Origin of the sequence: Ralstonia sp. TCR112 (assembly GCF_007997035.1) — a bacterium.
Taxonomy (GTDB): Bacteria; Pseudomonadota; Gammaproteobacteria; order Burkholderiales; family Burkholderiaceae; genus Ralstonia; species Ralstonia edaphi.
In genome coordinates this window covers 19,993-44,201 of record NZ_VOSS01000080.1, presented here as the reverse complement: position 1 = coordinate 44,201, position 24,209 = coordinate 19,993, and the positions used below count along the sequence as shown (strand labels likewise).

Annotated in this window: 21 protein-coding genes; 10 read left to right on the top strand and 11 right to left on the bottom strand. The window is 66.6% G+C overall.

Annotation, left to right across the window (positions count from 1 at the left end; all coding sequences use genetic code 11):
- Positions 1-18: 18 nt before the first annotated feature.
- From FUT88_RS18965 to FUT88_RS18935, 7 genes are all read right to left on the bottom strand, one after another.
- Positions 19-2,013 (bottom strand): acetyl/propionyl/methylcrotonyl-CoA carboxylase subunit alpha, encoded by a 1,995-nt coding sequence (locus FUT88_RS18965; protein WP_147217421.1) that lies wholly within the window; start codon positions 2,011-2,013, stop codon positions 19-21.
- A 4-nt stretch (positions 2,014-2,017) separates the two neighbouring features.
- Positions 2,018-3,175, bottom strand: coding sequence for an acyl-CoA dehydrogenase family protein (locus tag FUT88_RS18960; protein ID WP_065860218.1), 1,158 nt, complete (start codon positions 3,173-3,175; stop codon positions 2,018-2,020).
- A gap of 61 nt (positions 3,176-3,236) precedes the next feature.
- Complete coding sequence (locus tag FUT88_RS18955; RefSeq protein WP_147217419.1) at positions 3,237-4,856, bottom strand: acyl-CoA carboxylase subunit beta; 1,620 nt, start codon at positions 4,854-4,856, stop codon at positions 3,237-3,239.
- Entirely contained in the window at positions 4,843-5,730 is an 888-nt protein-coding gene (locus tag FUT88_RS18950) for an SDR family oxidoreductase (protein ID WP_147217417.1), read from the bottom strand. Before FUT88_RS18950 ends, FUT88_RS18955 begins: the two co-directional genes overlap by 14 nt.
- 46 nt (positions 5,731-5,776) lie before the next feature.
- Complete coding sequence (locus FUT88_RS18945; RefSeq protein ID WP_147217415.1) at positions 5,777-6,943, bottom strand: acyl-CoA dehydrogenase family protein; 1,167 nt, start codon at positions 6,941-6,943, stop codon at positions 5,777-5,779.
- Positions 6,944-6,957: 14 nt separating this feature from the next.
- On the bottom strand, positions 6,958-8,730 hold the full coding sequence (locus FUT88_RS18940; protein ID WP_147217413.1) for an acyclic terpene utilization AtuA family protein: 1,773 nt from the start codon (positions 8,728-8,730) through the stop codon (positions 6,958-6,960).
- A 1-nt stretch (position 8,731) separates the two neighbouring features.
- The gene (locus FUT88_RS18935) at positions 8,732-9,511 is read right to left on the bottom strand and encodes an enoyl-CoA hydratase/isomerase family protein (RefSeq protein WP_147217411.1); all 780 of its coding nucleotides are present in this window, start codon (positions 9,509-9,511) and stop codon (positions 8,732-8,734) included.
- A gap of 272 nt (positions 9,512-9,783) precedes the next feature.
- On the opposite strand from FUT88_RS18935, the gene FUT88_RS18930 reads away from it, so the two are divergent.
- The 3 genes from FUT88_RS18930 to FUT88_RS18920 are packed head-to-tail and all read left to right on the top strand — an operon-like array spanning position 9,784 to position 13,507.
- Positions 9,784-12,063: a TonB-dependent receptor gene (locus tag FUT88_RS18930; protein ID WP_147217408.1), complete on the top strand. Its 2,280-nt coding sequence runs from the start codon at positions 9,784-9,786 to the stop codon at positions 12,061-12,063.
- Entirely contained in the window at positions 12,063-12,833 is a 771-nt protein-coding gene (locus tag FUT88_RS18925) for a tetratricopeptide repeat protein (RefSeq protein WP_147217406.1), read from the top strand. Before FUT88_RS18930 ends, FUT88_RS18925 begins: the two co-directional genes overlap by 1 nt.
- A complete protein-coding gene (locus FUT88_RS18920) occupies positions 12,824-13,507 on the top strand; it encodes a Fe2+-dependent dioxygenase (protein WP_147217404.1) in 684 nt (227 codons plus the stop codon). Before FUT88_RS18925 ends, FUT88_RS18920 begins: the two co-directional genes overlap by 10 nt.
- 9 nt (positions 13,508-13,516) lie before the next feature.
- On the opposite strand, the gene FUT88_RS18915 is transcribed toward FUT88_RS18920, so the two are convergent.
- On the bottom strand, positions 13,517-14,443 hold the full coding sequence (locus tag FUT88_RS18915) for an alpha/beta fold hydrolase (protein ID WP_147217402.1): 927 nt from the start codon (positions 14,441-14,443) through the stop codon (positions 13,517-13,519).
- 137 nt (positions 14,444-14,580) lie between these two features.
- Between FUT88_RS18915 and FUT88_RS18910 the strand changes: the two genes are divergently transcribed.
- From FUT88_RS18910 to FUT88_RS18900, 3 genes are all read left to right on the top strand, one after another.
- Positions 14,581-15,129: a type 1 glutamine amidotransferase domain-containing protein gene (locus FUT88_RS18910; RefSeq protein WP_147217400.1), complete on the top strand. Its 549-nt coding sequence runs from the start codon at positions 14,581-14,583 to the stop codon at positions 15,127-15,129.
- Between the two features lie 100 nt (positions 15,130-15,229).
- The gene (locus tag FUT88_RS18905; RefSeq protein WP_147217398.1) at positions 15,230-16,213 is read left to right on the top strand and encodes an NAD(P)H-dependent flavin oxidoreductase; all 984 of its coding nucleotides are present in this window, start codon (positions 15,230-15,232) and stop codon (positions 16,211-16,213) included.
- Positions 16,214-16,423: 210 nt separating this feature from the next.
- Positions 16,424-17,899 (top strand): DUF1254 domain-containing protein, encoded by a 1,476-nt coding sequence (locus tag FUT88_RS18900; protein WP_147217397.1) that lies wholly within the window; start codon positions 16,424-16,426, stop codon positions 17,897-17,899.
- 22 nt (positions 17,900-17,921) lie between these two features.
- On the opposite strand, the gene FUT88_RS18895 is transcribed toward FUT88_RS18900, so the two are convergent.
- Positions 17,922-18,953 (bottom strand): NADP-dependent oxidoreductase, encoded by a 1,032-nt coding sequence (locus FUT88_RS18895; protein WP_147217395.1) that lies wholly within the window; start codon positions 18,951-18,953, stop codon positions 17,922-17,924.
- A 181-nt stretch (positions 18,954-19,134) separates the two neighbouring features.
- Between FUT88_RS18895 and FUT88_RS18890 the strand changes: the two genes are divergently transcribed.
- Together FUT88_RS18890 and FUT88_RS18885 are read left to right on the top strand one after the other, a co-directional pair.
- On the top strand, positions 19,135-19,719 hold the full coding sequence (locus FUT88_RS18890; RefSeq protein ID WP_147217393.1) for a helix-turn-helix domain-containing protein: 585 nt from the start codon (positions 19,135-19,137) through the stop codon (positions 19,717-19,719).
- Positions 19,719-20,258 (top strand): GNAT family N-acetyltransferase, encoded by a 540-nt coding sequence (locus tag FUT88_RS18885; RefSeq protein WP_045785588.1) that lies wholly within the window; start codon positions 19,719-19,721, stop codon positions 20,256-20,258. The genes FUT88_RS18890 and FUT88_RS18885 overlap by 1 nt, the downstream gene beginning before the upstream one ends.
- Here FUT88_RS18885 and FUT88_RS18880 read toward each other — a convergent pair.
- Positions 20,255-21,112 carry a PhzF family phenazine biosynthesis protein gene (locus FUT88_RS18880; protein WP_147217391.1) on the bottom strand — a complete coding sequence of 286 codons (858 nt, stop codon included), beginning with the start codon at positions 21,110-21,112 and terminating at the stop codon, positions 20,255-20,257. The genes FUT88_RS18885 and FUT88_RS18880 overlap by 4 nt on opposite strands.
- A 145-nt stretch (positions 21,113-21,257) precedes the next feature.
- On the bottom strand, positions 21,258-22,112 hold the full coding sequence (locus FUT88_RS18875; protein WP_147217389.1) for a 3-hydroxybutyryl-CoA dehydrogenase: 855 nt from the start codon (positions 22,110-22,112) through the stop codon (positions 21,258-21,260).
- Positions 22,113-22,287: 175 nt separating this feature from the next.
- Between FUT88_RS18875 and FUT88_RS18870 the strand changes: the two genes are divergently transcribed.
- Together FUT88_RS18870 and FUT88_RS18865 are read left to right on the top strand one after the other, a co-directional pair.
- Positions 22,288-23,220 (top strand): LysR family transcriptional regulator, encoded by a 933-nt coding sequence (locus FUT88_RS18870; RefSeq protein ID WP_147217387.1) that lies wholly within the window; start codon positions 22,288-22,290, stop codon positions 23,218-23,220.
- Positions 23,221-23,460: 240 nt separating this feature from the next.
- Entirely contained in the window at positions 23,461-24,144 is a 684-nt protein-coding gene (locus FUT88_RS18865) for a hydrolase (RefSeq protein WP_147217385.1), read from the top strand.
- The last annotated feature ends 65 nt before the right edge of the window (positions 24,145-24,209 follow it).

Genomic DNA, 24,209 nt, shown 5'->3' with positions numbered 1-24,209 from the left:
GACGAAACGATGGAGCCGTCAGGCCGCAGCAATCTCCATCAGCAACCCACCGGGCGCAACCTGTGCCCCGACCTGGGTGAACAGGCCCCTCACCTCGCCTGCGAGCGGCGCGGCAATGCTGTGCTCCATCTTCATCGCCTCCACCACCAGCAGCACCTGACCCGCGCTGACGGCCTCGCCTTCGGCCACGTGCACCGCAACCACGCGGCCGTTCATCGGTGCGCTGATGCGGCCGCTGCCGGTTTGCGCGCCGCTACGCTCCGCCTTGGCGTAGGTGGTGTCGACGGCGGTGTGTTCGATGCCATCCAGCACGAAGTGGCAAGCGCCACCCGTGACGGCGTAATCCACCGCGTGGAACGTGTCGCCCAGCGCGAGCGTGATGCGACCGTCGGCCTCTGACACAAGCGCCACCTGCGTGGCACCGCCGTCCCAGGCCAGTTCCCATTGCTGCGCACCGAGCGCACGTACGCGCATGTCGATGGCCTCACCGTCGAGCGTGAAGCGGCACAGCGTGGGATAGGTGCGGCTGCTGGCCCACCCATGCAGTTCTGCGGGATAGCGGCGTGCGGTGTCTTCACGCAAGTGGGTGAGCAGCACGGCAGCCGCCTGGCAGGCCGCTGCATCGGGTACGGCCGCCTGCCGCGTCGCCTCGGGGAAATGGCGGTCGATGAACGCCGTCGACACGTCGCCGGCAAGAAACGCCGGATGCGCCACGCAGTCGCGCAGAAACGCCCGGTTGGTCGGCAAGCCAAGCAGCAGGCAATCGTCCAAGGCGCGCGCAAGACGCCGGCAGGCATCGGCGCGGTCGGTGCCGTGCGCGACGATCTTGGCGAGCATCGAGTCGTAGTAAGGCGAGACGACGAGCCCGTCGGCCAACGCATGGTCCGTGCGCACCTCTTCGGGCGCACGCCAGCGGGCGACGGTGCCGCTCTGCGGCAGGAAATTCTGCTGCGGGTCTTCTGCGCACAGCCGTACTTCGATGGCGTGCCCACCTTGCCCACGGCGTGCATCGATGGCGTCTTGCGCAAGCGGCAACGGCTCGCCCAGCGCTACGCGCAACTGCCACTCGACCAGATCGACGCCGACGATCGCTTCGGTCACCGCATGCTCGACTTGCAGGCGCGTGTTCATCTCCATGAAGTAGAACGCGCCGTCCGGGGCGAGCAGGAATTCCAGCGTGCCCGCGCCCACATAGCTGATGGCGCGTGCCGCCGCCACCGACACTGCACCCATGCGCGCGCGCAACTCGGGCGAAACGGCCGGTGACGGCGATTCTTCAATCACCTTCTGATGCCGGCGCTGCACCGAGCAATCGCGCTCCCCGAGGTGGACCACATTGCCATGCGTATCGGCAAACACCTGAATCTCGATATGGCGCGGCTCGACGATGGCTTTTTCGAGGATCAACTCGCCCGAGGCAAACGCGTTCTCCGCTTCGGAGCGCGCAGACTGCAGCGCCGCCTCAAACTCCTCCGCGTGGTCCACGCGCCGCATGCCGCGCCCACCGCCGCCAGCGGCCGCCTTGATCATCACCGGGTAGCCGATCCGTGCGGCTTCCTGCGCCATGCGCTCGACGGATTGATCTTCGCCTTGATAGCCCGGCACGCAGGGCACGCCGGCGGCTTCCATGAGGCGCTTGGCGCCGGCCTTGTTGCCCATTGCGCGGATCGCATCTGCGGGTGGGCCGATGAAGACGAGGCCGGCATCCGCGCATGCGCCGGCAAAGGCATCGCTCTCCGCCAGGAAGCCATAGCCTGGATAGACCGCCTGCGCGCCCGACTTGCGCGCCGCCTCCAGCAACGCCGCAATGTTCAGGTACGAAGCCTGCGGCTGCGATGCGCCAATCGGCAACGCGAGATCGGCGGCGCGGCAATGCGGCGCATCGCGGTCAGCGTCGGAATACACGGCAACGGTGCGCATGCCAAGGCGACGCGCCGTGCGCATGATGCGCAAGGCGATCTCGCCCCGGTTGGCGATGAGGACCGAGCGGAAGGCGGCATGCGGGGCGGCCATCGCGTTAGCCCTTCTTGCCCGGCAGCGTGTTCATGTATTTGCAGATGATGCCGAGCATCACCTCGTCCGCGCCGCCGCCAATCGAGCCCAGGCGCCCGTCGCGGTAATAGCGCGAGACCGGGTTGTCCCACGTGAAGCCCATGCCGCCCCAGAACTGCAGGCAGGCATCGGGCACGATGCGCGCGAGGCGCCCGGCCTTGAGCTTGGCCATCGATGCCAGCTCCGTGACGTCCTGCCCGTTGATGTACAGGTCGCATGCGCGATACGTGAGCGCGCGCAGCGCTTCCACCTCCGTCTTCAGCTCGGCCAGCTTGAAGTGCACCCACTGGTTGTCGAGCAGGCTGGCGCCGAAGAGCTTGCGCTCGCGTGCGTACTCGGCGGTGGTCTCGATGCACATCGTCATCGTCGCCAGGCTGCTGGCCGCGGCCCACAGGCGCTCTTCCTGGAACTGCAGCATCTGGTACGTGAAGCCCTTGCCTTCCTCGCCGATGCGGTAGCGCTGCGGTACACGCACGTCGTCAAAGTAGATGAGGCCCGTGTCCGACGAATTCATGCCGATCTTGCGGATCTTCTTGCCGACCGACACGCCCTTCGTGTTCATCGGCACGATGATGAGCGACTTGTTTCGGTGGGCCGGGTCATCGGACGTGTTGGCCAGCAGGCACATCCAGTCGGCCTGCAGGCTGTTGGTGATCCACATCTTGCTGCCATTGATGATGTAGTCGTCGCCGTCCTTGCGCGCGGTGGTCTTGATGCTCGCCACGTCGGAGCCGGCGCTCGGCTCCGATACGCCCACGCAGGCCACCGCATCGCCGCTGATGGCGGGGGCCAGAAACTGTGCGCGCAGTTCGTCCGAACCGAAGCGTGCCAGGGCGGGCGTTGCCATGTCGGTCTGCACGCCAATCGCCATCGGCACGCCGCCGCAGTGGATGTGCCCGAGCGTCTCGGCCATCGCCATCGCATACGAATAGTCGAGCCCCAGGCCGCCGAATTCGGTCGGCTTGGCAATGCCGAGAAAGCCCAGCTCGCCCATCTTCTTGAAGAGCTGCTTGGCAGGAAACATCTCGGCCGCTTCCCATTCATCCACGTATGGGTTGATGTCGCTGTCGATGAAGCGTTTCAGGTTGCGCTGCAGTTCCTGGTGTTCGTGGGTGAAGTGCATGGTGTCTCGCTCCGTTGTCCTGGTGTGCTGGGCTGTTTCGTGTATGGATTTCGGGATGGCGCTACGGGCGCGCAACGCCAAACTGGATCGGATGCAGCGTCCGCCTGCGCGCCTCGTCGCAGACGGACAGCACGCAGGCGAGCACCTTGCGCGTATCGCGCGGGTCGATCACGCCGTCGTCCAGCAGCCGGCCCGAAATGGTGAATGCGTCGGACTGCCGCTCGAACGTGTCGATCACCTTGGCACGCATCGCTTCGATGGCGTCGTGGTCGACGGTCTGGGTCTTGCGTTGCATGCTCGCAGCCATCACCGTCGCCATCGTGCCGGCGGCCTGCTCTGCGCCCATCACGGCCGTCTTGGCGTTGGGCCAGCTGAAGCAGAAATCCGGAAAGAAGCCGCGCCCCGACATGCCGTAGTTGCCCGCCCCGAACGACGCACCGCAATGCACGGTGATGCGCGGCACGGTGGCGTTGGCCATGGCCTGGATCATCTTCGAGCCGTGCTTGATCATGCCGGCCTGCTCCGACGCCTTGCCGACGATGAAGCCGGTGGTGTTTTGCAGGTACAGCAGCGGCGTGTCGGACTGGCAGCACGCCTGGATGAAGTGCGCCACCTTGGTGGCGCCCGCCGGGTCCAGCGGCCCGTTGTTCGTGATGACGCCGACGCGCATGCCGCAGATGGCCGCGTGCCCGGTGACGGTGCCCGGGCCGTAGTCGGGCTTGAACTCCAGGAAGTCCGACCCGTCGGCAATGCGTGCAATGACCTCGCGCATGTCGAGCGGTTTGCGATGATCGGTCAGTGCGATGCCAAGCAGTTCTTCCGCATCGAAGTGCGGCGGCGCGTATGGCCTGTCCGGTGCCGGCACATCGCGGTTCCAGTCGAGCGCGGCAACAAGTTCGCGCGCAATGCGCAGCGCATCCGCATCGTCTTCGGCCAGGTATTCGGCCAGGCCCGAAGTCGTGGCGTGCATTTCCGCGCCGCCCAGTTCCTCTTCGGTGGCGATCTCGCCCGTGGCCGCTTTCAGCAACGGCGGCCCGGCGAGGAACGCGCGCGCCCGGTCGCGCACCATCACCACGTAGTCCGACAGGCCCGGCATGTAGGCGCCGCCCGCCGTGCTCGACCCATGCACCACGCTGATCACCGGAATGCCCGCCGCCGACAGCCGCGCGAGCCAGTAGAAACCGCTGCCGCCGTGGATGAAGGTCTCCACGCGATACGTCAGGAGGTTGGCGCCGGCCGATTCGACGAGGTGGATGAACGGCAGCTTCTGCTCCAGCGCAATGGCTTGCGCGCGCTGGAACTTCTCGATGCCCATCGGCTGCACCGCGCCTGCGTCGATGCCCGCGTCGTCAACGATGATCATCGCGCGCACGCCACTCACCCAGCCGATGCCCGCAATGAAGCCGCCGCCAGGAATCGAGCGCGCCGGGTCGGCGTGATCAAGGCAGAAGCCCGCCAGCGTCGACAGCTCCAGAAACGGCGCACCGGCGTCGAGCAGGCGGCCCAGCCGGTCGCGCGGCAACAGTTGCCCGCGTTGTTCGAAGCGCGCGCGCGAGGCTTCGGACTTGTCGCGCGTGCGGTTCTCCAGCGTGCGCAACTGGCCGACGCGCTCCGCGAGCGCAGCATGGTTCTGCCGATACGCGTCGCTCTGCGGCACGATGCGCGATTCAAGCGCCGGCATTGCGGTCCTCCTCGTCTTGCAGCACCTTGGGCGTCGCCGCCAAGTGAAAACCGTTGAACGGCTCGGCGCCATGCCGCGGTGCCGGCATCGGTGAGCCTGGCCGCACGTTCGGCCGGCCGCCGTCCACGCGCAGCGTCGTGCCGGTGATGAATGCCGCCGCCTCCGAGAGCAGATACACGATGGCCGACGACACTTCCGCCTCGGTGGCAAAGCGCCCGAGCGGCACCGTCGACGGCATGCTGCGGATGGTCTCGGCCATCCACGACGGATACGCATCCATGCCCGACGACGCCACGTAGCCGGGCGCCACCGCGTTCACACGCACGCCGTACTGCGCCCACTCGAATGCGGCCGTCTCCGTCAAGTTCACCATGCCTGCCCGCGCGGCGCCGGAGTGACCCATGTTCGGCATGCCGCCCCACATGTCCGCCACGATATTGACGATGGCGCCGCCGCGCTGCTGCATCGCCTGGTTGAGGCATTCGCGCGCCATCAGGAAGCCGCCCGTCAGGTTTGTCTGCACGACGGCTTCCCAGCCCTTGGCCGAAATGTCCTTGAGCGGCGCCGGAAACTGCCCGCCCGCGTTGTTGACCAGCGCGTCGATGCGGCCGTGTTCGCCGTAGATGTGCGCGACGGTCGCTTGCACGGCGGCCTCGTCGCGGATGTTGCAGACGTAGGCGTGCGCGGTGCCGCCGGCTTCGACGATCTCCGTGCGCACCGCCGCGAGCTTCTCTGCATTGCGCCCCACCAACGCGACGGCCGCGCCCAGCGATGCCAGCTCATGCGCCGTGCACCGGCCGATGCCGCTGCCGCCGCCCGTCACCACGGTCACCTGCCCCTGGAACAGCCCCGGTCGAAAGACTGAGCGATACATGGTTCTCTCCCTGAATGCTGAATGCGCGCGCTGGCCCCTTAGGCCCTTAGGCCCAGCCGAGCTGGCGCGCGGCAAGGTCGCTGAGGACTTCCTCCGCGCCGCCGCCGATCATGTAGACCTTCACTTCACGATAGATGCGCTCCGACTTCGTGCCGCGCATGAAGCCCATGCCGCCGAGCAGTTGCACGGCCGTGTCGGCGCAGAACTGCAGGCTCTGCGTGGCGAAGTTCTTCAGCATGCACAGCTGCGCGACCGGTGCATCGCCGGCCTGCATGCGCCGCATCAGGTCTTCAAGCAAGGCGCGCGTGGCTTCGATGCGCGTGGCCATCGCCACCAGCTTCTGACGCGCCACCTGATGCTGCACGAGGCGCTTGCCGAAGGTTTCGCGCTGGGTGGCCCATTCCACGGCTTCGGTCAGGCACGTGCGCGCCAGGCCGTAGGCCTGCATCGCCAGCGCCAGGCGTTCGTGGTTGAAGTTGCGCATGACCAGCTCGAAGCCGCGGTTTTCTGCGCCGAGCAGGTTGCCGACCGGCACGCGGCAATCATCGAAATGCAGTTGCGCGGTGTCGGAGCACCACCAGCCCATCTTCTTGAGCGGCGTGCGCGTCAGGCCCGGCGTATCGCCCTCCACCAGCAGCAGGGAGATGCCCCCCGCGCCCGCCCCGCCGGTACGCACGGCCACGGTGATGTAATCGGCGCGCATGCCGGAGGTGATGAAGATCTTGCTGCCGTTGACGATGTAGTGATCGCCGTCACGCACCGCGCGCGTGGTGAGGTTGGCGACGTCCGAGCCGCCCGAGGGTTCGGTGATGGCGAGCGCGCTGATCTTCTCGCCCGACAGAATCGCCGGCAACACGCGCGCCTTCAGCTCGGCCGATCCACCTGCAACGATGGGCGGCGCGCCGATCGTATGGCTGAACAGCGAAGCGAGCAGGCCACCGCTGGCCGCGCGCGTCAGCTCTTCGATCATCGCCAGTTCAAGGAACAGGTCGCCCGGCGTGCCGCCGTATTCCTCGGGGAAACCGATGCCGAGCAAGCCAAGATCCGCCGCTTCTCGATACAGCGCACGCGGAAACGTTTCGGCCTCTTCCCACGCATCGATGTGCGGCAGCACGGCCTTGTCGACAAAGCGGCGCACGGTTTCGCGAAACGTATCGTGATCGGCGTCGTGATCGACGCTGAAGCGCGCAGACGGCCGCAGGCCTGGGAACATGATCGCCTCGTCGTTCAAATGGGGCCGGCCGGCACGCGCACAGGCATCGTCAGCAGCACCTGCGCCATGCCCTTGCCGAGCGGGTCGTTGCGCAGCGACGCCATGCCGCCACCGCCCAGCGCTTGCTCGCACACAAAATTGAGGGCGTGGATGCCGGGCAGGTCGTAGCGCGTCACACGCCCCTTCACGACGTGCGCGAGGTACGCCGCGACGGCCTCAGCGGTCAGCTGCGCGCGCAGCAATGGCAGGTCTTCAGGCCGACGCGCGATGACGCCGATATTGGAGGTGTCGCCCTTGTCGCCGCTGCGCGCGTAGGCGAGTTCGATGAGCGGCACGTCCCGCGTCGGGCCGGGCGGCAATGCAGCCGATGCCGGCGCAACAGCGGATGCTTCCAGCGCAGCGCCGCCCGTCGGCACGGCAATGTCGAAGCCTTCCTCACCCAGCAACGTCACGCGCGGCTGCACGCGCGCCTTGTCGATCAGGAAGGCGTATTGCTTGATGGCCGGCACCACGCTCGGCCGCCCGCCGGCGCCGGTCGTGCCGAGCGCCCACGACGTGCCGGCCGGGGCGATCTCGCGCGCGAACAGTTCCAACGCCTGCTTGTTCGGATGCGTCACCGCCAGCCACATCACCGATTCAAAACGGTGCGCGGTCGGCTGATGCGGCCCGAACAGATATGCCGAACCCAGCGTCTCGATATGCGTTGCGCTGTAGTCCGGCAGGCCGAGCTGGCGGAACAGGCCGCGCGTGCGCTCCAGAATCGCCTCGGCTGTGCGGCGTGCCTTGCGATCGGCATCGATGCCGACAACGGTGAGCTGACCCGTCGCGCGATAGCCGTCGGCATACGTTGCGCTCACCTTGTAATCGGGCGTCGGCGGAAGGCCGCGTGCGCCGCGCACTTCGACGCGATGCTCGCCGGCCTGCACCATCGTCACCTGCGTGAAATCGCAGACGACGTCAGGCAGGACATAGCGCGCGGGGTCGCCGATTTCGTAGAGCAGCTGTTCGCCCACGGTCGCAGGCGTCACCAGCCCGCCCGTGCCGTCGGGCTTGGTGACGATGAAGCTGCCGTCGGCCCGGCATTCGGCGATCGGGTAGCCGCTGTGCGCCCAATCGGGCACGGCTTCCCAATCGGTGTGCAGGCCGCCCGCGCCTTGGCAGCCGCATTCAAGGATGTGCCCGGCGAGGCTGCCGGCAGCGAGTCGATCGTAGTCGTCGATCGCCCAGCCGAAGTGGTGCATCAACGCGCCGAGCGTGACGGCGCTGTCGACGCATCGCCCCGTGATGACAACCTGCGCGCCGGCATCCAGCGCTGCCTTGATCGGCAATGCGCCGAGATACGCGTTGGCACTGACCACCTTGTCGGGCAAGGGGCGGCCGCTTTGCAGCTCGCGCACGCCCTCGTCGCGCAGCGCGGGCAGCAGCGGCGTGACGTCGTCGCCTTCCACAACGGCAATGCGCACGCTGACGCCCAGCTCAGCGGCCAACGCTTGCAGCGCCGCCGCGCATCCGCGCGGATTCACGCCGCCCGCGTTGGCGATGATGCGGATGTTCTGCGCCAGCGCATCCTTGAGCACCGCGCGCATCGCCACGCTCACAAAGTCGGTGGCGTAACCCAACTCGGGGTTTTTCATGCGGGCGCTGGCCAGCAACGACATGGTCAGCTCGGCCAGGTAATCGAAGACGAGGAAGTCGATGCGGCCAGAGGCCACCAGCTGCAGTGGCCCGGTCACGCTGTCGCCCCAGAAACCGCTGGCCCCGCCGATGGAAATGGTGTCCTTGCGCATGTCAGCGGCCCGTCCAGTTGGGCGCGCGCTTTTCGCGAAAGGCGGCCTGGCCTTCCTGCGCGTCTTCAGTCAGTGCAAACAGGCCGATCTGGCTTTCGGTAAAGGCCATGGCCTGCTCGAAGCTGAGATGCTCGACGTGCTTGAGCGTGTACAGGCCGCGCCGGATGGCCGACGGCGATTTGTCGACCAGCCGCGCGAGCAATGCGTCGACTGCCGCATCCAGCGCTTCAGGCTCGGCGACTTCGTTGACGAGGCCGGCGGCGAGCGCGCGGTCTGCGTTCATCGGTTCGCCCGTCAGGCAGAGTTCATTGAGCACGCGACGTGGCAACTGGTGCTGCAGCACGGCCAGCACCTGCGCTGGAAACAGGCCGACCTTCACCTCCGGCAACCCGAACGTGGCGCGGCGGCTGGCCACCGCCAGATCGCACATCGCCAGCAAGCCCATGCCGCCCGCCATGCACGCGCCGTTCACGCGGGCGACGAGCGGCACGGTGCAGCGACGCGCCGCGCGAAACAGATCGGCCAGCGCCTGGTGCGGCTGGGAATAGTCGAAGCGGAAGGACTGGCCGCTTTGCAGATCGGCCCCCGCACAAAAGGCGCGCGTGCCGGCGCCGGTCAGCACCACGGCGCGCACGGCGGCGTCACGGCCGGCGTCGGCCAGCGCGGCAGTCAGCGCTTCGAGCACGGCGGCGTTGATCGCGTTGCGGCGGTCTTCGCGCTGAATGGTCAGCCACAGCGCTTGGCCGCGCCGCTCGATGAGGAGTTCCGGGTCCGTGCTCACGCGATGCTCGCCTTGAAAGGGAAATCGGTTGGACAACCTGCCCGGCAATACTAAATCATTTGATTGAAAAAATGGAAGCGTTCGCGTGTCGTAGCGCTCAACAATTTTCTACAGCAGCGGAGGAGCGTCGTAACCCCATGATTTATATGACGATCCCACCGCAGCCATCAGGCAATTCGCCTTTCGGCGCGTTGACTCGTTCACATTCAAACAATAACAATTCTCATTTACAAAACCTGTGTAACGAGAACTTTGGGGAGAGGCAACACGCCATGTACGCAGCACAGACGGAACGCAAGCGCACGGAACATTCCGTCGTCGGTTATCTGACCGGCGCGATGAGCTTTGCGGTGGCTTCAGCGCCCGCGATGGCCGACACGAAGAAAGACGCCGTATCCGCCACCCTGCCCGAGCAGACCGTGACCGGCACCAACGGCTTCAAGACCGACGCGGCCTCGGGCGGCAAATTCACCGCGCCGCTGCTCGATACGCCCAAGTCCGTCACGGTGATCCCGGCAGAGGTGTTGCAAGGCACCGGTTCCGTCACGCTGACCGAGGCGCTGCGCACGGTGCCGGGCATCGCGTTTGGCGCCGGCGAAGGCGGCAACCCCGTCGGCGATCGCCCGTTCATCCGCGGCTACGACGCGCAGGCCAGCACCTTCCTCGACGGGCTGCGCGACATCGGCGCGCAATCGCGCGAGATGTTCAACGTGGAATCGGTGGAAGTCATCAAGGGGCCGTCGGGCGCGTATGAAGGCCGAGGCGCGGCAGGCGGGGCGGTCAACATCGTCTCGAAGACGCCCAAGCTGGAGCACTTCACCGAGGGCACGCTGTCGGTCGGCAACGCGGCGTACAAACGTGCCACGGCCGACGGCAACTACCAGATCGGCGAGCACGCGGCGTTCCGCCTGAACGCGATGGCGCACGACGCCGCCGTTGCCGGCCGCGACGTGACGAGCTTCAGCCGCTGGGGCATCGCGCCGTCCATCGCCTTTGGGCTGGGCACGCCCACGCGGGCCACGCTGTCGTACTACCACCTGCAATCGAACGACACGCCGGACACCGGCATTCCGTACAACAACCCCGACAACCCGAAGAAGCCGCCGCCGGGCCCGCGCCTGTCCGGCCCCGGTGACGGCTCGCCAGTGGGCGTAAACCGGAACGTCTACTACGGTCTATCGCGCGATTTCCGGCGCGACCAGATGGACATGGGTTCGCTCGCGCTGGAACACGACATTTCCGGCTCGGCAAAGCTGCGCAACATCACACGTGTATCCAAATCACGCCAGGACTATCTCTGGACACGCCCGGACGGCCAGTTCGACGGCAACATTTATTACGGCATGGTCTGGCGGCGCACCAACTCGCGTTTTTCGGATGTGAACACCGCCGCCAATCAGACCGAGCTGACCGGCAAATTCACAAGCGGCGGCATCAAGCACAGCTATGCCGTCGGGCTGGAGTTCTCGCGCGAGAAAAGCCGCAACGACACCTATAAGGTCGATACCGGCCCAAAGTGCGCGCAAGGCACGGGCGTCGCCAGCGGCTACAACTGCACGGACCTGTTCCATCCGAACCCCGACGACCCGTGGGCGGGCAGCATCGCACGCGCCAACAATCCGGCAGAAACGACCGTCCGCACGCAGTCGGCCTACGTGTTCGACACGATCGAGCTGTCGCCGCGGTGGCAAGTCAACGGCGGGCTGCGCTTTGATCGCTATTCGGCATCGGCCACCACGTCGGCGAATGCGCAGGGCGTGCGTTCCAGCTTCTCGCGCGATGACAACCTGCTGAACTACCAGCTCGGCCTGGTGTTCAAGCCTGCGCAGAACGGCAGCATTTATCTCGCGTACGGCACATCGTCGACACCGTCGGGCTCGGTGGCGGGCCAGGGCGCCGATACCAGCGCGCTCACGCCGGACCGCTCGGGCAATCGCGGGGACGTGCTCGCTCCGGAAAAGAACCGCGCCTACGAACTCGGCACCAAGTGGAACGTGCTCGACAGCAAGCTGGCGCTGACGGCCGCAATCTTCCGCATCGAAACGACGAATGCGCGCATCGTGCAGCAGGACGGCACCGCCGCCATGGCCGGCAACAAGCGCGTCGATGGCTTCGAGCTGGGCTGGTCGGGCGCGCTGACCAACCGCTGGCAGGTGTTCGGCGGTTACACGTATCTGAAGAGCGAACTGCGCAACAACGGCGGCGCGGGCGCAGCCTTTGGCGGCACCAACGGTACGGCCTTCCCCAACACGCCGAAGAACAGCTTCAGCCTCTGGACGACGTATCAACCGACGCCGAAATTCGCGCTGGGCGGCGGCGCGTATTACGTCTCGAAGGTGTGGGGCAGTGCCAACCCCGCCAACCCGAAGTGGGTGCCGGCTTACTGGCGCTTTGACGCCATGGCCGCGTACCGCATCGACAAGCACGCCACCCTGCAGTTGAACGTGCAGAACCTGTTCGACAAGGTGTACTTCAACCAGGCGTATGCGTCGCACTACGCATCGCTGGCGCCGGGCCGCACGGCCATCCTGACGCTAGGCATCCGCTACTGATGCCGGCTGACGCTGCAACCGCCGCAGCCGCTGTCGGCCCCACAGCCGATCCGGCGGTGATCGTTGCCGTCCACGCCGTGCTGACCGGCCCCGCCGATCGCGCCGCGCGCTGGCTGGCGTCAGCCGCCCAGCGCGGGCACACGGAAGCGCAGGCCATCTTCGGCCAATGGCTGCTCGATGGCCGGGGTGTCGAACGCAACCCCGGCGAAGCGCTGTTCTGGTTCAAGACAGCCGCGCTGTCGAGCCACGCGATGGCCGCCAACATGCTGGGCCGCTGCTATGAGCACGGCTGGGGCGCGCCGGCCTGCGACAAGACCGCCACGCACTGGTACGCCCGCGCTGCCGATGCCGGCCTCGATTGGGGTCAGTACAACTACGCGACGCAACTGCAACTCGGGCGCGGCATCGCGGCGGACCGCGCTCGCGCGTTCGCACTCTTCCAGGCAGCGGCCGCACAAGGACACGCCAAGTCGGTCAATGTGCTGGGTGGCTTCTATGAAGACGGCTGGGAAGTCGAGGCCGACGCGGCGATGGCCCTGCGCTGCTATGTGCGTGCCGCAGAGGGCGGAGACTTCCGCGGTCAGTTCAACGCAGCGCGCCTGCTCGCACTCGCCAACCGCGCAGACGATGCCCTCGCCTGGATGCAAGCCGTGCCGCGCACCGCCACGCCCGCTTTCCTCGCGAAGGCGCACGACTTTCTCGCCGGCCATCCCGATGCGCGTCTACGTGCGCTGGCCTGCGTGCTGAACACCCCATCGCCATGTTGCTGAAGATTCCCGCCGTCCTCACGAAGAAACAGGTCGCGCAGTGCCGCGCCACGATCGACGCTGCCGAGTGGGTAGACGGCAAGGTCACGGCCGGCGCGCAGTCGGGCCACGTGAAGCACAACATGCAACTGCCCGAAGGCTCTCCGGCCGCGCGCGAGGTTGGCACCTTGATTCAGGATGCGCTGTCCGCCAACACGCTGTTCTTTTCTGCCGCGTTGCCGCTCAAGGTGTTTCCGCCGCTGTTCAACCGCTATGCGGGCGGCCAGACCTTCGGCAACCACGTCGACAACGCCGTGCGCCATCTGCGCGGCACGGATTTCCGCATCCGCAGCGACCTCTCCTGCACGCTGTTCCTGACCGAGCCCGAAGACTACGACGGCGGCGAACTCGTTATCGACGACACCTTCGGCGAGCACCGCGTCAGGCTCGGCGCGGGCGACATGGTGCTCTACCCCAGCAGCAGCCTGCACCGCGTGACACCGGTGACGCGCGGTGCGCGCGTGTGCTCGTTCTTCTGGCTGCAGAGCATGGTACGCAGCGATGCCCATCGCACGCTGCTGTTCCAGATGGACACGGAACTGCAGCGGCTGATGGGGTTGTTGGGACAGGACGATCCGTCCGTCATTGCCCTGACCGCGACGTATCACAACCTGCTGCGCGAATGGGCCGACGCCTAGGCTGCTGCCTCAGGCAAAGTACGCCCGCATCTCCTTGAGCAACGCCTCCGGCGCCTCCTCCGGCACGTAATGCCCGCATGGCACCGTGCCGCCGCTCACGTCGTCTGCCACGGCTTTCCACAACTCCAACGGCTTGAAGCAGCGCTGGATCACGCCGTGCTCGCCCCACAACACACGCAGCGGCACGCTCACGCGCTTGCCTGCGTCGCGGTCGGCGCGATCATGTTCGAGGTCGATGGTGGCGGCGGCACGGTAGTCCTCGCACATGGCGTGCACGCACGCAGGTTCGCGCATGGCAGCGGCGTAGGTGGCCATCGCTTCGGGGGCGAACGGTTCCAGCCCCGCGTGGCGCAGGCCCATCAGTTTGCTGATGTAGAAATCGGGCGTGGCGTTGATCAGCGTCTCTGGAAACGGCGACGGCTGGATCAGGAAGAACCAATGCCAGTAGGCAGACGCAAACGCCATGTCGGTGTGTTCGTACATCGCCAGCGTGGGGGCGATGTCGAGCAGCATGGCGCGCTCGACGTGGAGGGGATGATCGACACACAGGCGATGCGCCACCCGCGCCCCGCGGTCATGCGCGCACAGCCGGAAGCGGCCGAAGCCGAGCGCGCGCATCAACTCCATCTGGTCCTGCGCCATGGTGCGCTTGCTGTATTCCGCATGCCGCGCGCTGCCGGCCGGCTTGGACGAGGCGCCATAGCCGCGCAGATCGGTCGCGACGACCGTGTAATCGTGCGCCAGCTCGCGCGCCACCTTATGCCAGATCACATGGCTTTGCGGATGGCCATGCAGCAACAGCAGCGGCGGCCCGCTCCCGCCGATCACCCCGGCGATTTCCACCCCGTTGGCCATCTGGCGGAACGGACGAAAGCCGGGAAACAGCGCGGCATCTGCGGCAGCGGTGGCGGCATCGATGGAAAGCGGCGTGGTCATGCGGGTCTCCGGTGATCGGTCGTGGTTGAAGTGATGCGTGGCGAATGCTCCGCATGCTAGCGCAGAGCGGGCACGCGCGTTGCGAAATGGTCCACTGCCGTTTTCTTCTTTTGATTTCCCCTGACAAGGAGTTCGCCATGACCCCATTGCATGACATGCGCATCGCCATCCTCGTCGACGATCTGTTCGAGCAGGCCGAACTGGCCAGCCCCAAGCAGGCGTTGGAAGGCGCCGGTGCCACCGTCAGCATCATTGCGCCGAAAGGCCCCAGCGTGACCGGCCTGCACCACGCCGACAAGGGCGATACGTTCAAGGTGGACGTGACGCTGGACCAGGCCAAGGCAGACGACTTCGACGGCCTGGTGCTGCCGGGCGGGGTGTTCAACGCCGATGCACTGCGCGTCGTGCCGGCCGCGCAGGCCTTCGTGAAAGCGTTCGAGCGCGCGCAAAAGCCGATCGCCGTGATCTGCCACGGGCCGTGGCTGATGGTATCTGCCGGACTGGTGCGAGGCCGCACGCTGACGAGCTGGCCGACGCTGCAGGACGACATCCGCAATGCCGGCGGCATGTGGGTCGACCGTGAGGTGGTGACCGACCGCAACTGGGTCAGCAGCCGCAAACCCGATGACCTGCCCGCCTTCAACCGCGCCTTCATCGAACTGCTAGCGCAGCACGCGCACGTCTGAGCCCCGGGGGGTGACCGCGCACGGCGGGGTGCCGGATCGTTCCTATAATCGAACGACATGCTCTGCCCTGTTGTGCCGGTTTGCCAAACCAGGAGACGCCATGCCCGCCGCCAAGCACCTGCCGCCCGTGCTGCAGCACCTGACGCTGCCCGTCATCGGTTCACCGATGTTCATCGTCAGCTATCCGGAACTGGTGCTGGCGCAATGCAAGGCCGGCATCGTCGGGGCGTTTCCGGCGCTCAATGCGCGCCCGGCGGAGGTGCTGGACGATTGGCTCACGCAGATGAACGAGGAACTGGCGGCGTACCGCGCCGCGCATCCGCAGGACGTGGTGGGGCCGATTGCCGTCAACCAGATCGTGCACCACTCAAACGCGCGGCTGGAGCAGGACGTGGCCACGTGCGTCAAGCACAAGGTGCCGATCTTCATCACCTCGCTGCGCGCGCCCGTCAAGGAAATCCTGGATGCCGTGCACAGCTACGGCGGCATCGTGCTGCACGACGTGATCAACCTGCGCCATGCGGAAAAGGCCTTGGAAGCTGGCGTCGACGGCCTGATTCTGGTCGCTGCCGGCGCGGGCGGGCATGCCGGAACGCTCTCGCCGTTTGCGCTGGTGGGCGAGGTGCGGCGCATCTTCGACGGGCCCATCGCGCTGTCGGGTGCGATCGCCACAGGCGATGCCATCCTGGCCGCGCAGGCCATGGGCGCGGACCTTGCCTACATCGGCACGCGCTTCATCGCCAGCCAGGAAGCCCACGCCGCCGAGAGCTACAAGCAGGCCATCCTCCGCGCAGCCGCATCGGACATCATCTACACCAACCTCTTTACCGGCGTGCACGGCAACTACATCCGCGAAAGCATCGAACTGGCCGGCCTGGACCCGGCGGCCCTGCCCGAGGCGGACAAATCAAAGATGAACTTTGGCGACGGCAGCTCGCGCGCCAAAGCCTGGAAAGACATCTGGGGCGCGGGCCAGGGTGTCGGACAGATCGCCGATCTGCCGCCCGCCGCCGAAATCGTGGCGCGCATGAAAGCCGAATACGACGCGGCAAAGTTGCGCCTCGCGCTGCACCTGCGCCTCTAGAAGCCGCCCGCGCCAAGCCATGCGTGCATGCCCGGCTGCACTTGAATTGACTTGCGCGGGCGGCGCTTCTACATTCCAAAGATTCAACACACGACATGCATGGAGCCACGGGATCGGCCACCACGCAACCGTATGCGCAAGCATCCTTGGGGGGATGTCCGACAGGCGTCTGCTTTCCTGTTGCGCGCACCGACGACAAAGGAGAACAAGATGACGCACTGCCCTGCGCCCGCGCGCCCGCTTACCAAGCTGGCGGCTGTGGCGCTGAGCGTGGCGGCCTCGGCGCTTACCCTGGGCCTGACTGGCTGCTCCACCCAGAACGCCGCGACCACGGCCCCGATCGAACAACGTCTGCCAAAGCCGAACGAGGCGCTCGTGCGCTCCGCCTATGTCTACGCGTTTCCGTTGATGATGACCGACGCGTTGGTGCAGACGACATCCGCGCTGGCACCGGCCGGCACGTTCATGCACCAGCGCACCCTGGAAGACGAAGCCCTGCCCACCGGCGTGCGGGCGCGCGTGGACGTGCTCGCCAGCAGCGCCTTCGTCGATCTGCGTAACGGCCCGGTCGTCCTGAGCCTGCCCGACACGGGGCGCCGCCACATCTGGGTCGCACTGCACGACGGGTGGAACGATGTGTTCGAGTCACTCGGCAACCGCACGACGGGCGCCCGTGCCGCGCATTACGCCATCACGCCGCCGGGCTGGGAGGGTACGCTGCCGGCCGGCGTCAAGCAGATCGCCGCGCCGACCAGTCTCGTCTGGGTGGTTGCCCGCACGCAGGTGGCCGGCCCACGTGACATGACGGCCGCGCGCCGCGTGCAGGATCGCTTCCGCATCACCCCGCTGGACGCCTTCGGCAAGGCCGCCCTGCGCGAGGCTGAAGCCGAAGCCAAGGTCAGCACCGACAAGGCCACCGACTTCGACGTCAGCCTGGATGCCGCGCGCCGCCGCGTCACCGCGCTGGACGCGAACAGCTACTTCACGCGCTTTGCCGAGCTGCTCAAGGACAATCCGCCGCACGCGGCCGATTCGACGATGCTGCAATCGCTGCGTGAGTTGGGCATCGTGCCGGGTGCACCGTTTGACGCCAAGGCCGTCAGCGCCGCCAATCTGAAGGTGATGGACGGCGGAGTAGCGGCCGCGCGCGAGACACTGGCGCTGGCCGTCAAGCAGCCGTCCGTCACGCAGAACGGCTGGTTCATCCCGCGCATGATCGGCGCCTATGGGCTGGACTACGCGCAGCGCGCCATCGTCGCGTGGAACGGCGGCGGTACCGACCTGCCGCAGGACATGCTCATCGCCACCGCCACGACCGACACCAACGGCATGGCGCTGGACAGCACGCACCGCTACGTCCTGCATTTCGAGCGCAACCAGCTCCCGCCCGAGAATGCCGGTTGGGCCATCGCCGCCCTGTCCCCGCCCGGCCAGCCGCGACGCGCGCCCGAACGCACGGGCCTGCGCAACATGCTGAGCGAAGCCGACCACCCGCGCCTGAACCGCGACGGCTCGCTCGACATCCTGATCCAGCGTGCGCCGCCCAAGGGCATGCGCAACAACTGGCTGCCGCCGCCCACCGGCCCGTTCGTGCTGCGCATGCAGCTTACGTGGCCGAAGGAGGCCGCGCTCGACGGCTCGTGGCTGCCGCCGACGCTACAGCGCCGCGACGCCGCAGCCCAATAACCAACGGACAACGCCCCGGCGATCAGGCCTCGCCCACGCGCACCACGAGCTTGCCGAAGTTGCGTCCTTCGAGCAGGCCGAGGAACGCGGCCGGGGCATTTTCCAGACCGTCGACCCGGTCTTCGCGCACCTTGACCTTGCCGGCCGCCACCCACGCAGTCATGTCGCGCTGGAACGCGTCGTAGCGGCTGGCGTAGTGGTCGAGGATGATGAAGCCCTGCATGCGCACGCGTTTCTGCAGCACGGTCGCGGTGACCTTGGGCAGGCGGTCGGGCCCGGCGGCGGCCTCGTCGTTGTAGTGCGAAATGAAACCGCACACCGGCACGCGTGCGCCGATGTTCAGCAGCGGCAACACCGCGTCGAACACCTCGCCGCCCACGTTTTCGAAGTACACGTCGATGCCGTCTGGGCAGGCCTCGGCCAGGCGCTTCGCGAGGTCGGGCTGGCGGCGGTCCAGGCAAGCGTCAAAGCCGAGCGTGTCGACGGCGTAGCGGCATTTATCCGCGCCGCCGGCAATGCCGACCACGCGCGCGCCCTTGAGCTTGGCAATCTGTCCGACCACCGCACCGACCGCGCCCGTGGCCGCGGCCACCACCACGGTTTCGCCGGGCTTGGGCTCGCCAATGTCGAGCAGCCCAACGTACGCGGCAAACGCCGGCATGCCGAGCCCGCCCAGCGCCAGCGACGGCTCGGGCATATCGCCCAGCGCGGTCAACTCGTCGCCGGCGGCAACGGCATAGTCCTGCCAGCCAGCCGCGCCGAGCACCACATCGCCCTCGCGAAACCGCGCGTGCCGCGATGCCACCACGCGGCTGACCGTACCGCCCACCATGGGCGCGCCCACCTCCACGGGCGGCGCGTAGCCGGGGCCGACCTCGTCCATCAGATTGCGCATGTAAGGGTCGAGCGACAGGTACAGCGTACGCAGCAGCACCTGGCCGTCCTGCGGCGTGGGCACGGCGGTTTCTTCGATGCGGAAGTTGTCGAGCGAAGGCGTGCCGCTGGGGCGGCTGGCGAGAACGATGCGGCGATTGACGGCTTCTCGTTGCGGCATGGCAATCTCCTGTAGACCAATCGTCTAGAAAACAGCGAAAAAAATTTGCGTGGCTGGGCAATCTAGCAGCAATCGCAAGATTCAGCCGACGGTTGCGCAAGGCACTACCCTCAGCAAGGCCAATCATTCGTCGCCTCATATTCCAGTTTACTAGATGCAAATTTCTATTAAACTGGAATGCATGGACATCCATCAACGTATCGCCCACCGCCTGCGCGAATTGCGCGACGCCCAGGGGCTCTCGCTCGACGCGCTGGCCGAACGCAGCCAGGTCAGCCGATCGGCCATCTCCCTGATCGAGCGCGGCCAGAGCAGCCCGACCGCTGCGGTGCTCGATCGGCTCAGCTCCGCGCTGGGCGTGACGCTGGCCTCGCTGTTCGAAGACGGCGCGGCGCCGGCCGCGGAGCCCTCGCCCGTATCGCGCGCGTCGGAGCAGCCGGAGTGGACCGACCCCGCCTCCGGCTACGTGCGACGCAATCTGTCGCCGGCAGCGCGTTCGCCGCTGCAGCTCGTGGAGGTGCACTTTCCGCCCGGCGAGCGCGTCGCCTATGACACCGGCGCGCGCGATGCCGAAATCCACCAGCAGGTGTGGATCATCGAAGGCACGATGGACATGACCGTGGGCGACGCGCACTGGCGCCTCAATGCAGGCGATTGCCTGACCATGCGGCTCGACTGTCCGATCGTCTATCACAACCCCACGCGGCGGCCAGCCCGCTACCTCGTCGCACTCACAACCGTATCCGCTGCCCACTGGAGACCCTGATGACCGACACCCTGACCATCCGCCGCGTGGGCGCCAACGAGGCAAGCGCGTGCGTCGATGCCTTGGCCGATGTGCTCATCGATTGCGTGGAGGGTGGCGCGTCGGTCAGCTTCATGGCGCCGCTGTCGCAAGACAAGGCGCGGGCATTCTGGCGCGGTGTGGCCGACGGCGTGGCCAGGGGCGAGCGCGCCCTGCTGATTGCCGAAGACGCGGCAGGCGCCATCCACGGCACCGTGCAACTGGTGCTCGCGCAGCCGGAAAACCAGCCGCACCGCGCCGACGTCGCCAAGATGCTCGTGCACCGCCGCGCGCGCCGGCAAGGCTTGGCGCAGCGGTTGATGGCGGCCATCGAAGACGAGGCGCGCGCCGAGGGCAAAACGGTGCTGGTGCTCGACACCGTGACGGGCGGCGACGCCGAGCGGCTGTACGCACGCGCCGGCTGGCAGCGCGTGGGCGTGGTGCCTAACTACGCGCTGATGCCCGACGGCGCGTTCTGCGGGACGACGTTCTTCTGCAAACAGCTGGGCGCCGCCGATTAAATCGTCAACGTGCCGCGGCCGATTTCGATCACGCGGCCACCGACGTGGATCGTGCCGTCGGCATCCACCCGCAGCGTGAGGTGGCAGGGTCGTCCCACTGCGGCGCCCTGCTCGATGCGGTAGCTGGCGGGCAACGCATGGCCCGTCGCGCGCAGCCAGCCGCCGAGGTTGGCACACGCCGAGCCGGTGCCCGGGTCTTCCCACAGGCCCGTGCCGTATTCGAAGAAGAAGCGCGAGACCACCGGATCGTGGCTGCCGGGCGCCGGCATGGTGAAGACGTAGGCGTTGCGCCCGTCGTTGCGGCTGCGCGGCCACGCATCGAAGGCCGACGGGTCGGGCCGGGCGCGCTCCACGTCGGCGCGTGTCTTGACCGGCACCATCAGTTGCTCAATGCCTGCGTCGACCCACAGCGGCGGGCCTGCCAGCGCATCGGCATCCAAGCCCAGTATGCCGGCGATGGCCGGGTCCGCCTCGCGCGTGCTGAGGGCACCGGAGCGCGGCGGCACCAGCGACCACCCGTCGTCCTGCGCCGTCAGCGACACGATGCCCGACGGGCAACGCAGCGTCAGTTCATTGCCGGGGCCGTACAGCTCGCGCACCACCTGCGCGGTCCCGAGCGACGGGTGGCCGGCAAAGGGCATCTCGTAATCGGGCGTGAAGATGCGGAAACGCGCCGTGGCGCCCTCGGCCCCGTCGGGAAAGATGAAGGTGATCTCGGACAGGTTGAACTGGCGTCCGATGGCCTGCATGGTGGCGTCATCCAGGCCCCGTCCGTCTTCAAATACGGCGAGCTGGTTGCCGCCAAAGGTGGTTTCGGCAAAGACGTTGAGCAGGCGGAAGGCGTAGCGCGACATGGTGGCGTCCGAAGTGTTGGGGAAGAAAAAAACGGTGTGGCGATGCGTCATCATCAACGCACCGCCACACCGTCTCCATGCACACTTGCAGACAGTTTGCGCGAATCCGGCCTGACAGTTGGGGGACAGCGCGAACGTCAGGGGCTTACTTCCGATAGTCGTACACGCCGCGGCCGGTCTTGCGGCCCAGGTAGCCGGCGGCCACCATTTCGCGCATCAGCATGGCGGGGCGGTATTTCGGATCACCGAATTCGGTGTACAGCACTTCCATCACGGCCAGCATGGTGTCCAGGCCGATCATGTCGGCCAGCGCCAGCGGCCCGATCGGGTGGTTGCAACCGAGCTTCATGCCTTCGTCGATCTCCTCCGGCGAAGCCAGACCCTCACCCAGCACGCAGAACGCCTCGTTGATCATCGGACACAGGATCCGGTTGACGACAAAGCCCGGGCTGTTCTTGACCGTGATCGGCGTCTTGCCGAGCTGCTTGGCCAGCGCTTCCACAGCCGCGTGCGTGGCATCGCTCGTCTGCAGGCCGCGGATGACTTCCACCAGCGCCATCAGCGGCACCGGGTTGAAAAAATGCATGCCGATGAAGCGGCTGGCGTCTTGCAGCACGGCGGCCAGCTTGGTGATCGAGATGGACGACGTGTTCGACGCCACGATTGCGTGCGGCGCGGCGGCAGCTTCCAGCTGCTTGAGGATCTTCACCTTCAGGTCGAAGTTTTCGGTGGCGGCCTCGATGACGAGGTCGGCGCGCTTGAGGTCGTCGTACGAAGTCGAGCCCTGAATGCGTGCAAGCGCTGCGGTCTTGTCGGCTTCGGTCAGCTTTTCCTTCTTGATGAGGCGGTCAAGGCTGCCGGCCACGGTAGCAATGCCTTTCTGCACGGCGGCATCGCTGATGTCCACCATCACCACATCCAGCCCGACCACGGCGCACGCTTGCGCAATGCCGTTGCCCATTGTTCCGGCACCGACGATGCCGACGACTTGAATTGCCATGAACTGCTCCTCGTTTGGTATTGGAATGGAAGATGGATGAAAACAGATTGCAGAGGATAAACGACGCGGCGACGCACCGAAAAGCCTTGCTGACGGCAACGTCACATTCCGCCGGTTCGCCGTATGATGGCCGGCGTCGCGCCACCCTTTGACTTCAGGCGCCGGGACGCAGCAAATGGACCGTTTTCTCAGTATCGAAGCCTTCGTGCGCGTGGCAGAAACGCGCAGCTTTGCCGAAGCCGCCCGCCAGCTGGGCGTGACGAACTCGGTGGTCACCAACCGCGTGCAGCAGCTGGAGCGCTTTATCGAAGCGCCGCTGTTTCACCGCAGCACGCGGCACGTGCGCTTGTCCGAGGTGGGCGAAACCTACTACAAGCAATGCGCTGAAGCCGTCTGCATGCTGACGGATCTCACCGACCAGATGCGCGGCCTGCGCGCCACGCCCGCCGGCAAGCTGCGCATCCGCATGCTGCCCGGCTACGCGCTCAGCCACTTTGCCGAGCCGCTGGCCCGTTTCAGTGCGCAGTACCCCGATATCCAGCTCGACGTGGTGGTGGACGACAGCGTGGTCGACCCGATTGCCGAAGGCTTCGACGTGGCGTTCCAGATTTTCCCGCCCATCAATGATTCGTTGATCGAGCGGCGCCTGTTCATGCTGCGGCGCATGTTCTGCGCCACGCCTGCGTACATTGAGGAGTACGGCCTGCCGCAGCAGCCGGCGGACCTGCTGCAGCATTCGCTGGCGCTGTACTCCGGCTACCCGACGCGCAAGCGCTGGGAGTTCTCGCGCAACGGCGAAACGCTCCCCGCGATGGATCTGCCCGAGCAGGTGCGCTCCAACTCCGTGCATCTGTTGCGCGACTACGCCCTGACCAGCGCCGGCATCGCCTGTCTGCCCACGCTTGTCATCAGCGACGATCTGGTCGCGGGCCGCCTCGTGCCCGTGCTGGCCGATTACGACCTGACACCGCTGCATTTCTCGGCCGTATACCCAGCGACGCAGCGCCAGGCGGTCAAGGTGTGTGCGCTCATCGATTGCCTTGCCAGCCACCACGCCGGCGAGCTGGCTTGGGACAAGCCCTTGCTCGAGCGCGGCTGGATCCGCTGACGTCCGCTTCGGCCATGCGCGTCGAATCCCACCACCGGCGCGCGGGTCCAGGGTACCGACCGAATGTTTCCGAACGTCGCGACGATTGTTCGGCAATCGCAAAAACTGCACTCGCCGATTGGGGCGTTGCGCCCGGAACGCAACTTCCTATCATGGATGGGCCGTTGATCGCGCCGCGCCGATGCGGCGACCGGTCTGCAGCATCCCCCCTCGCATCTCCCATCGGAACCCGATACGGCCATGAATCCCAAGCTGGAAGTCCTTACGCCCCAAAACTGTCAACTGATCTTCATCGACCATCAGCCGCAAATGGCCTTCGGCGTGCAGTCGATCGATCGCCAGGTCCTGAAGAACAACACCGTTGGCCTTGCCAAGGCCGCGAAGATCTTCAACATCCCCACCACCATTACCACTGTCGAATCGCAGAGCTTCTCGGGCTATACCTACCCCGAACTGCTCGATGTGTTTCCGGATCAGCCACTGCTCGAACGCACCTCGATGAACTCCTGGGACGACCAGAAGGTGCGCGACGCCCTGGCAAAGAACAACCGCAAGAAGGTGGTCGTCTCGGGGCTCTGGACGGAAGTGTGCAACTGCACCTTCGCGCTCTCGGCCATGCACGATGCCGACTACGAGATCTACATGGTGGCAGACGCTTCGGGCGGCACGTCGAAAGATGCGCACGACTACGCCATGCAGCGCATGATCCAGGCCGGCGTGGTGCCCGTGACCTGGCAACAGGTGCTGCTGGAGTGGCAGCGTGACTGGGCCCACCGCGACACATATGACGCCGTCATGAAGCTGGTGAAGGAACACTCCGGCGCCTACGGCATGGGCGTGGACTACGCCTACACGATGGTGCACAAGGCCCCGCAACGCACCGCCACGCCGCACGAGGCGCTGGCTGCCGTGGCCGCCAACTGATCGCGCTGCCGACCATAAAACAAGACGCTGCTTCGGCCGGGCGACCCATGTGCAACCGCATGCGT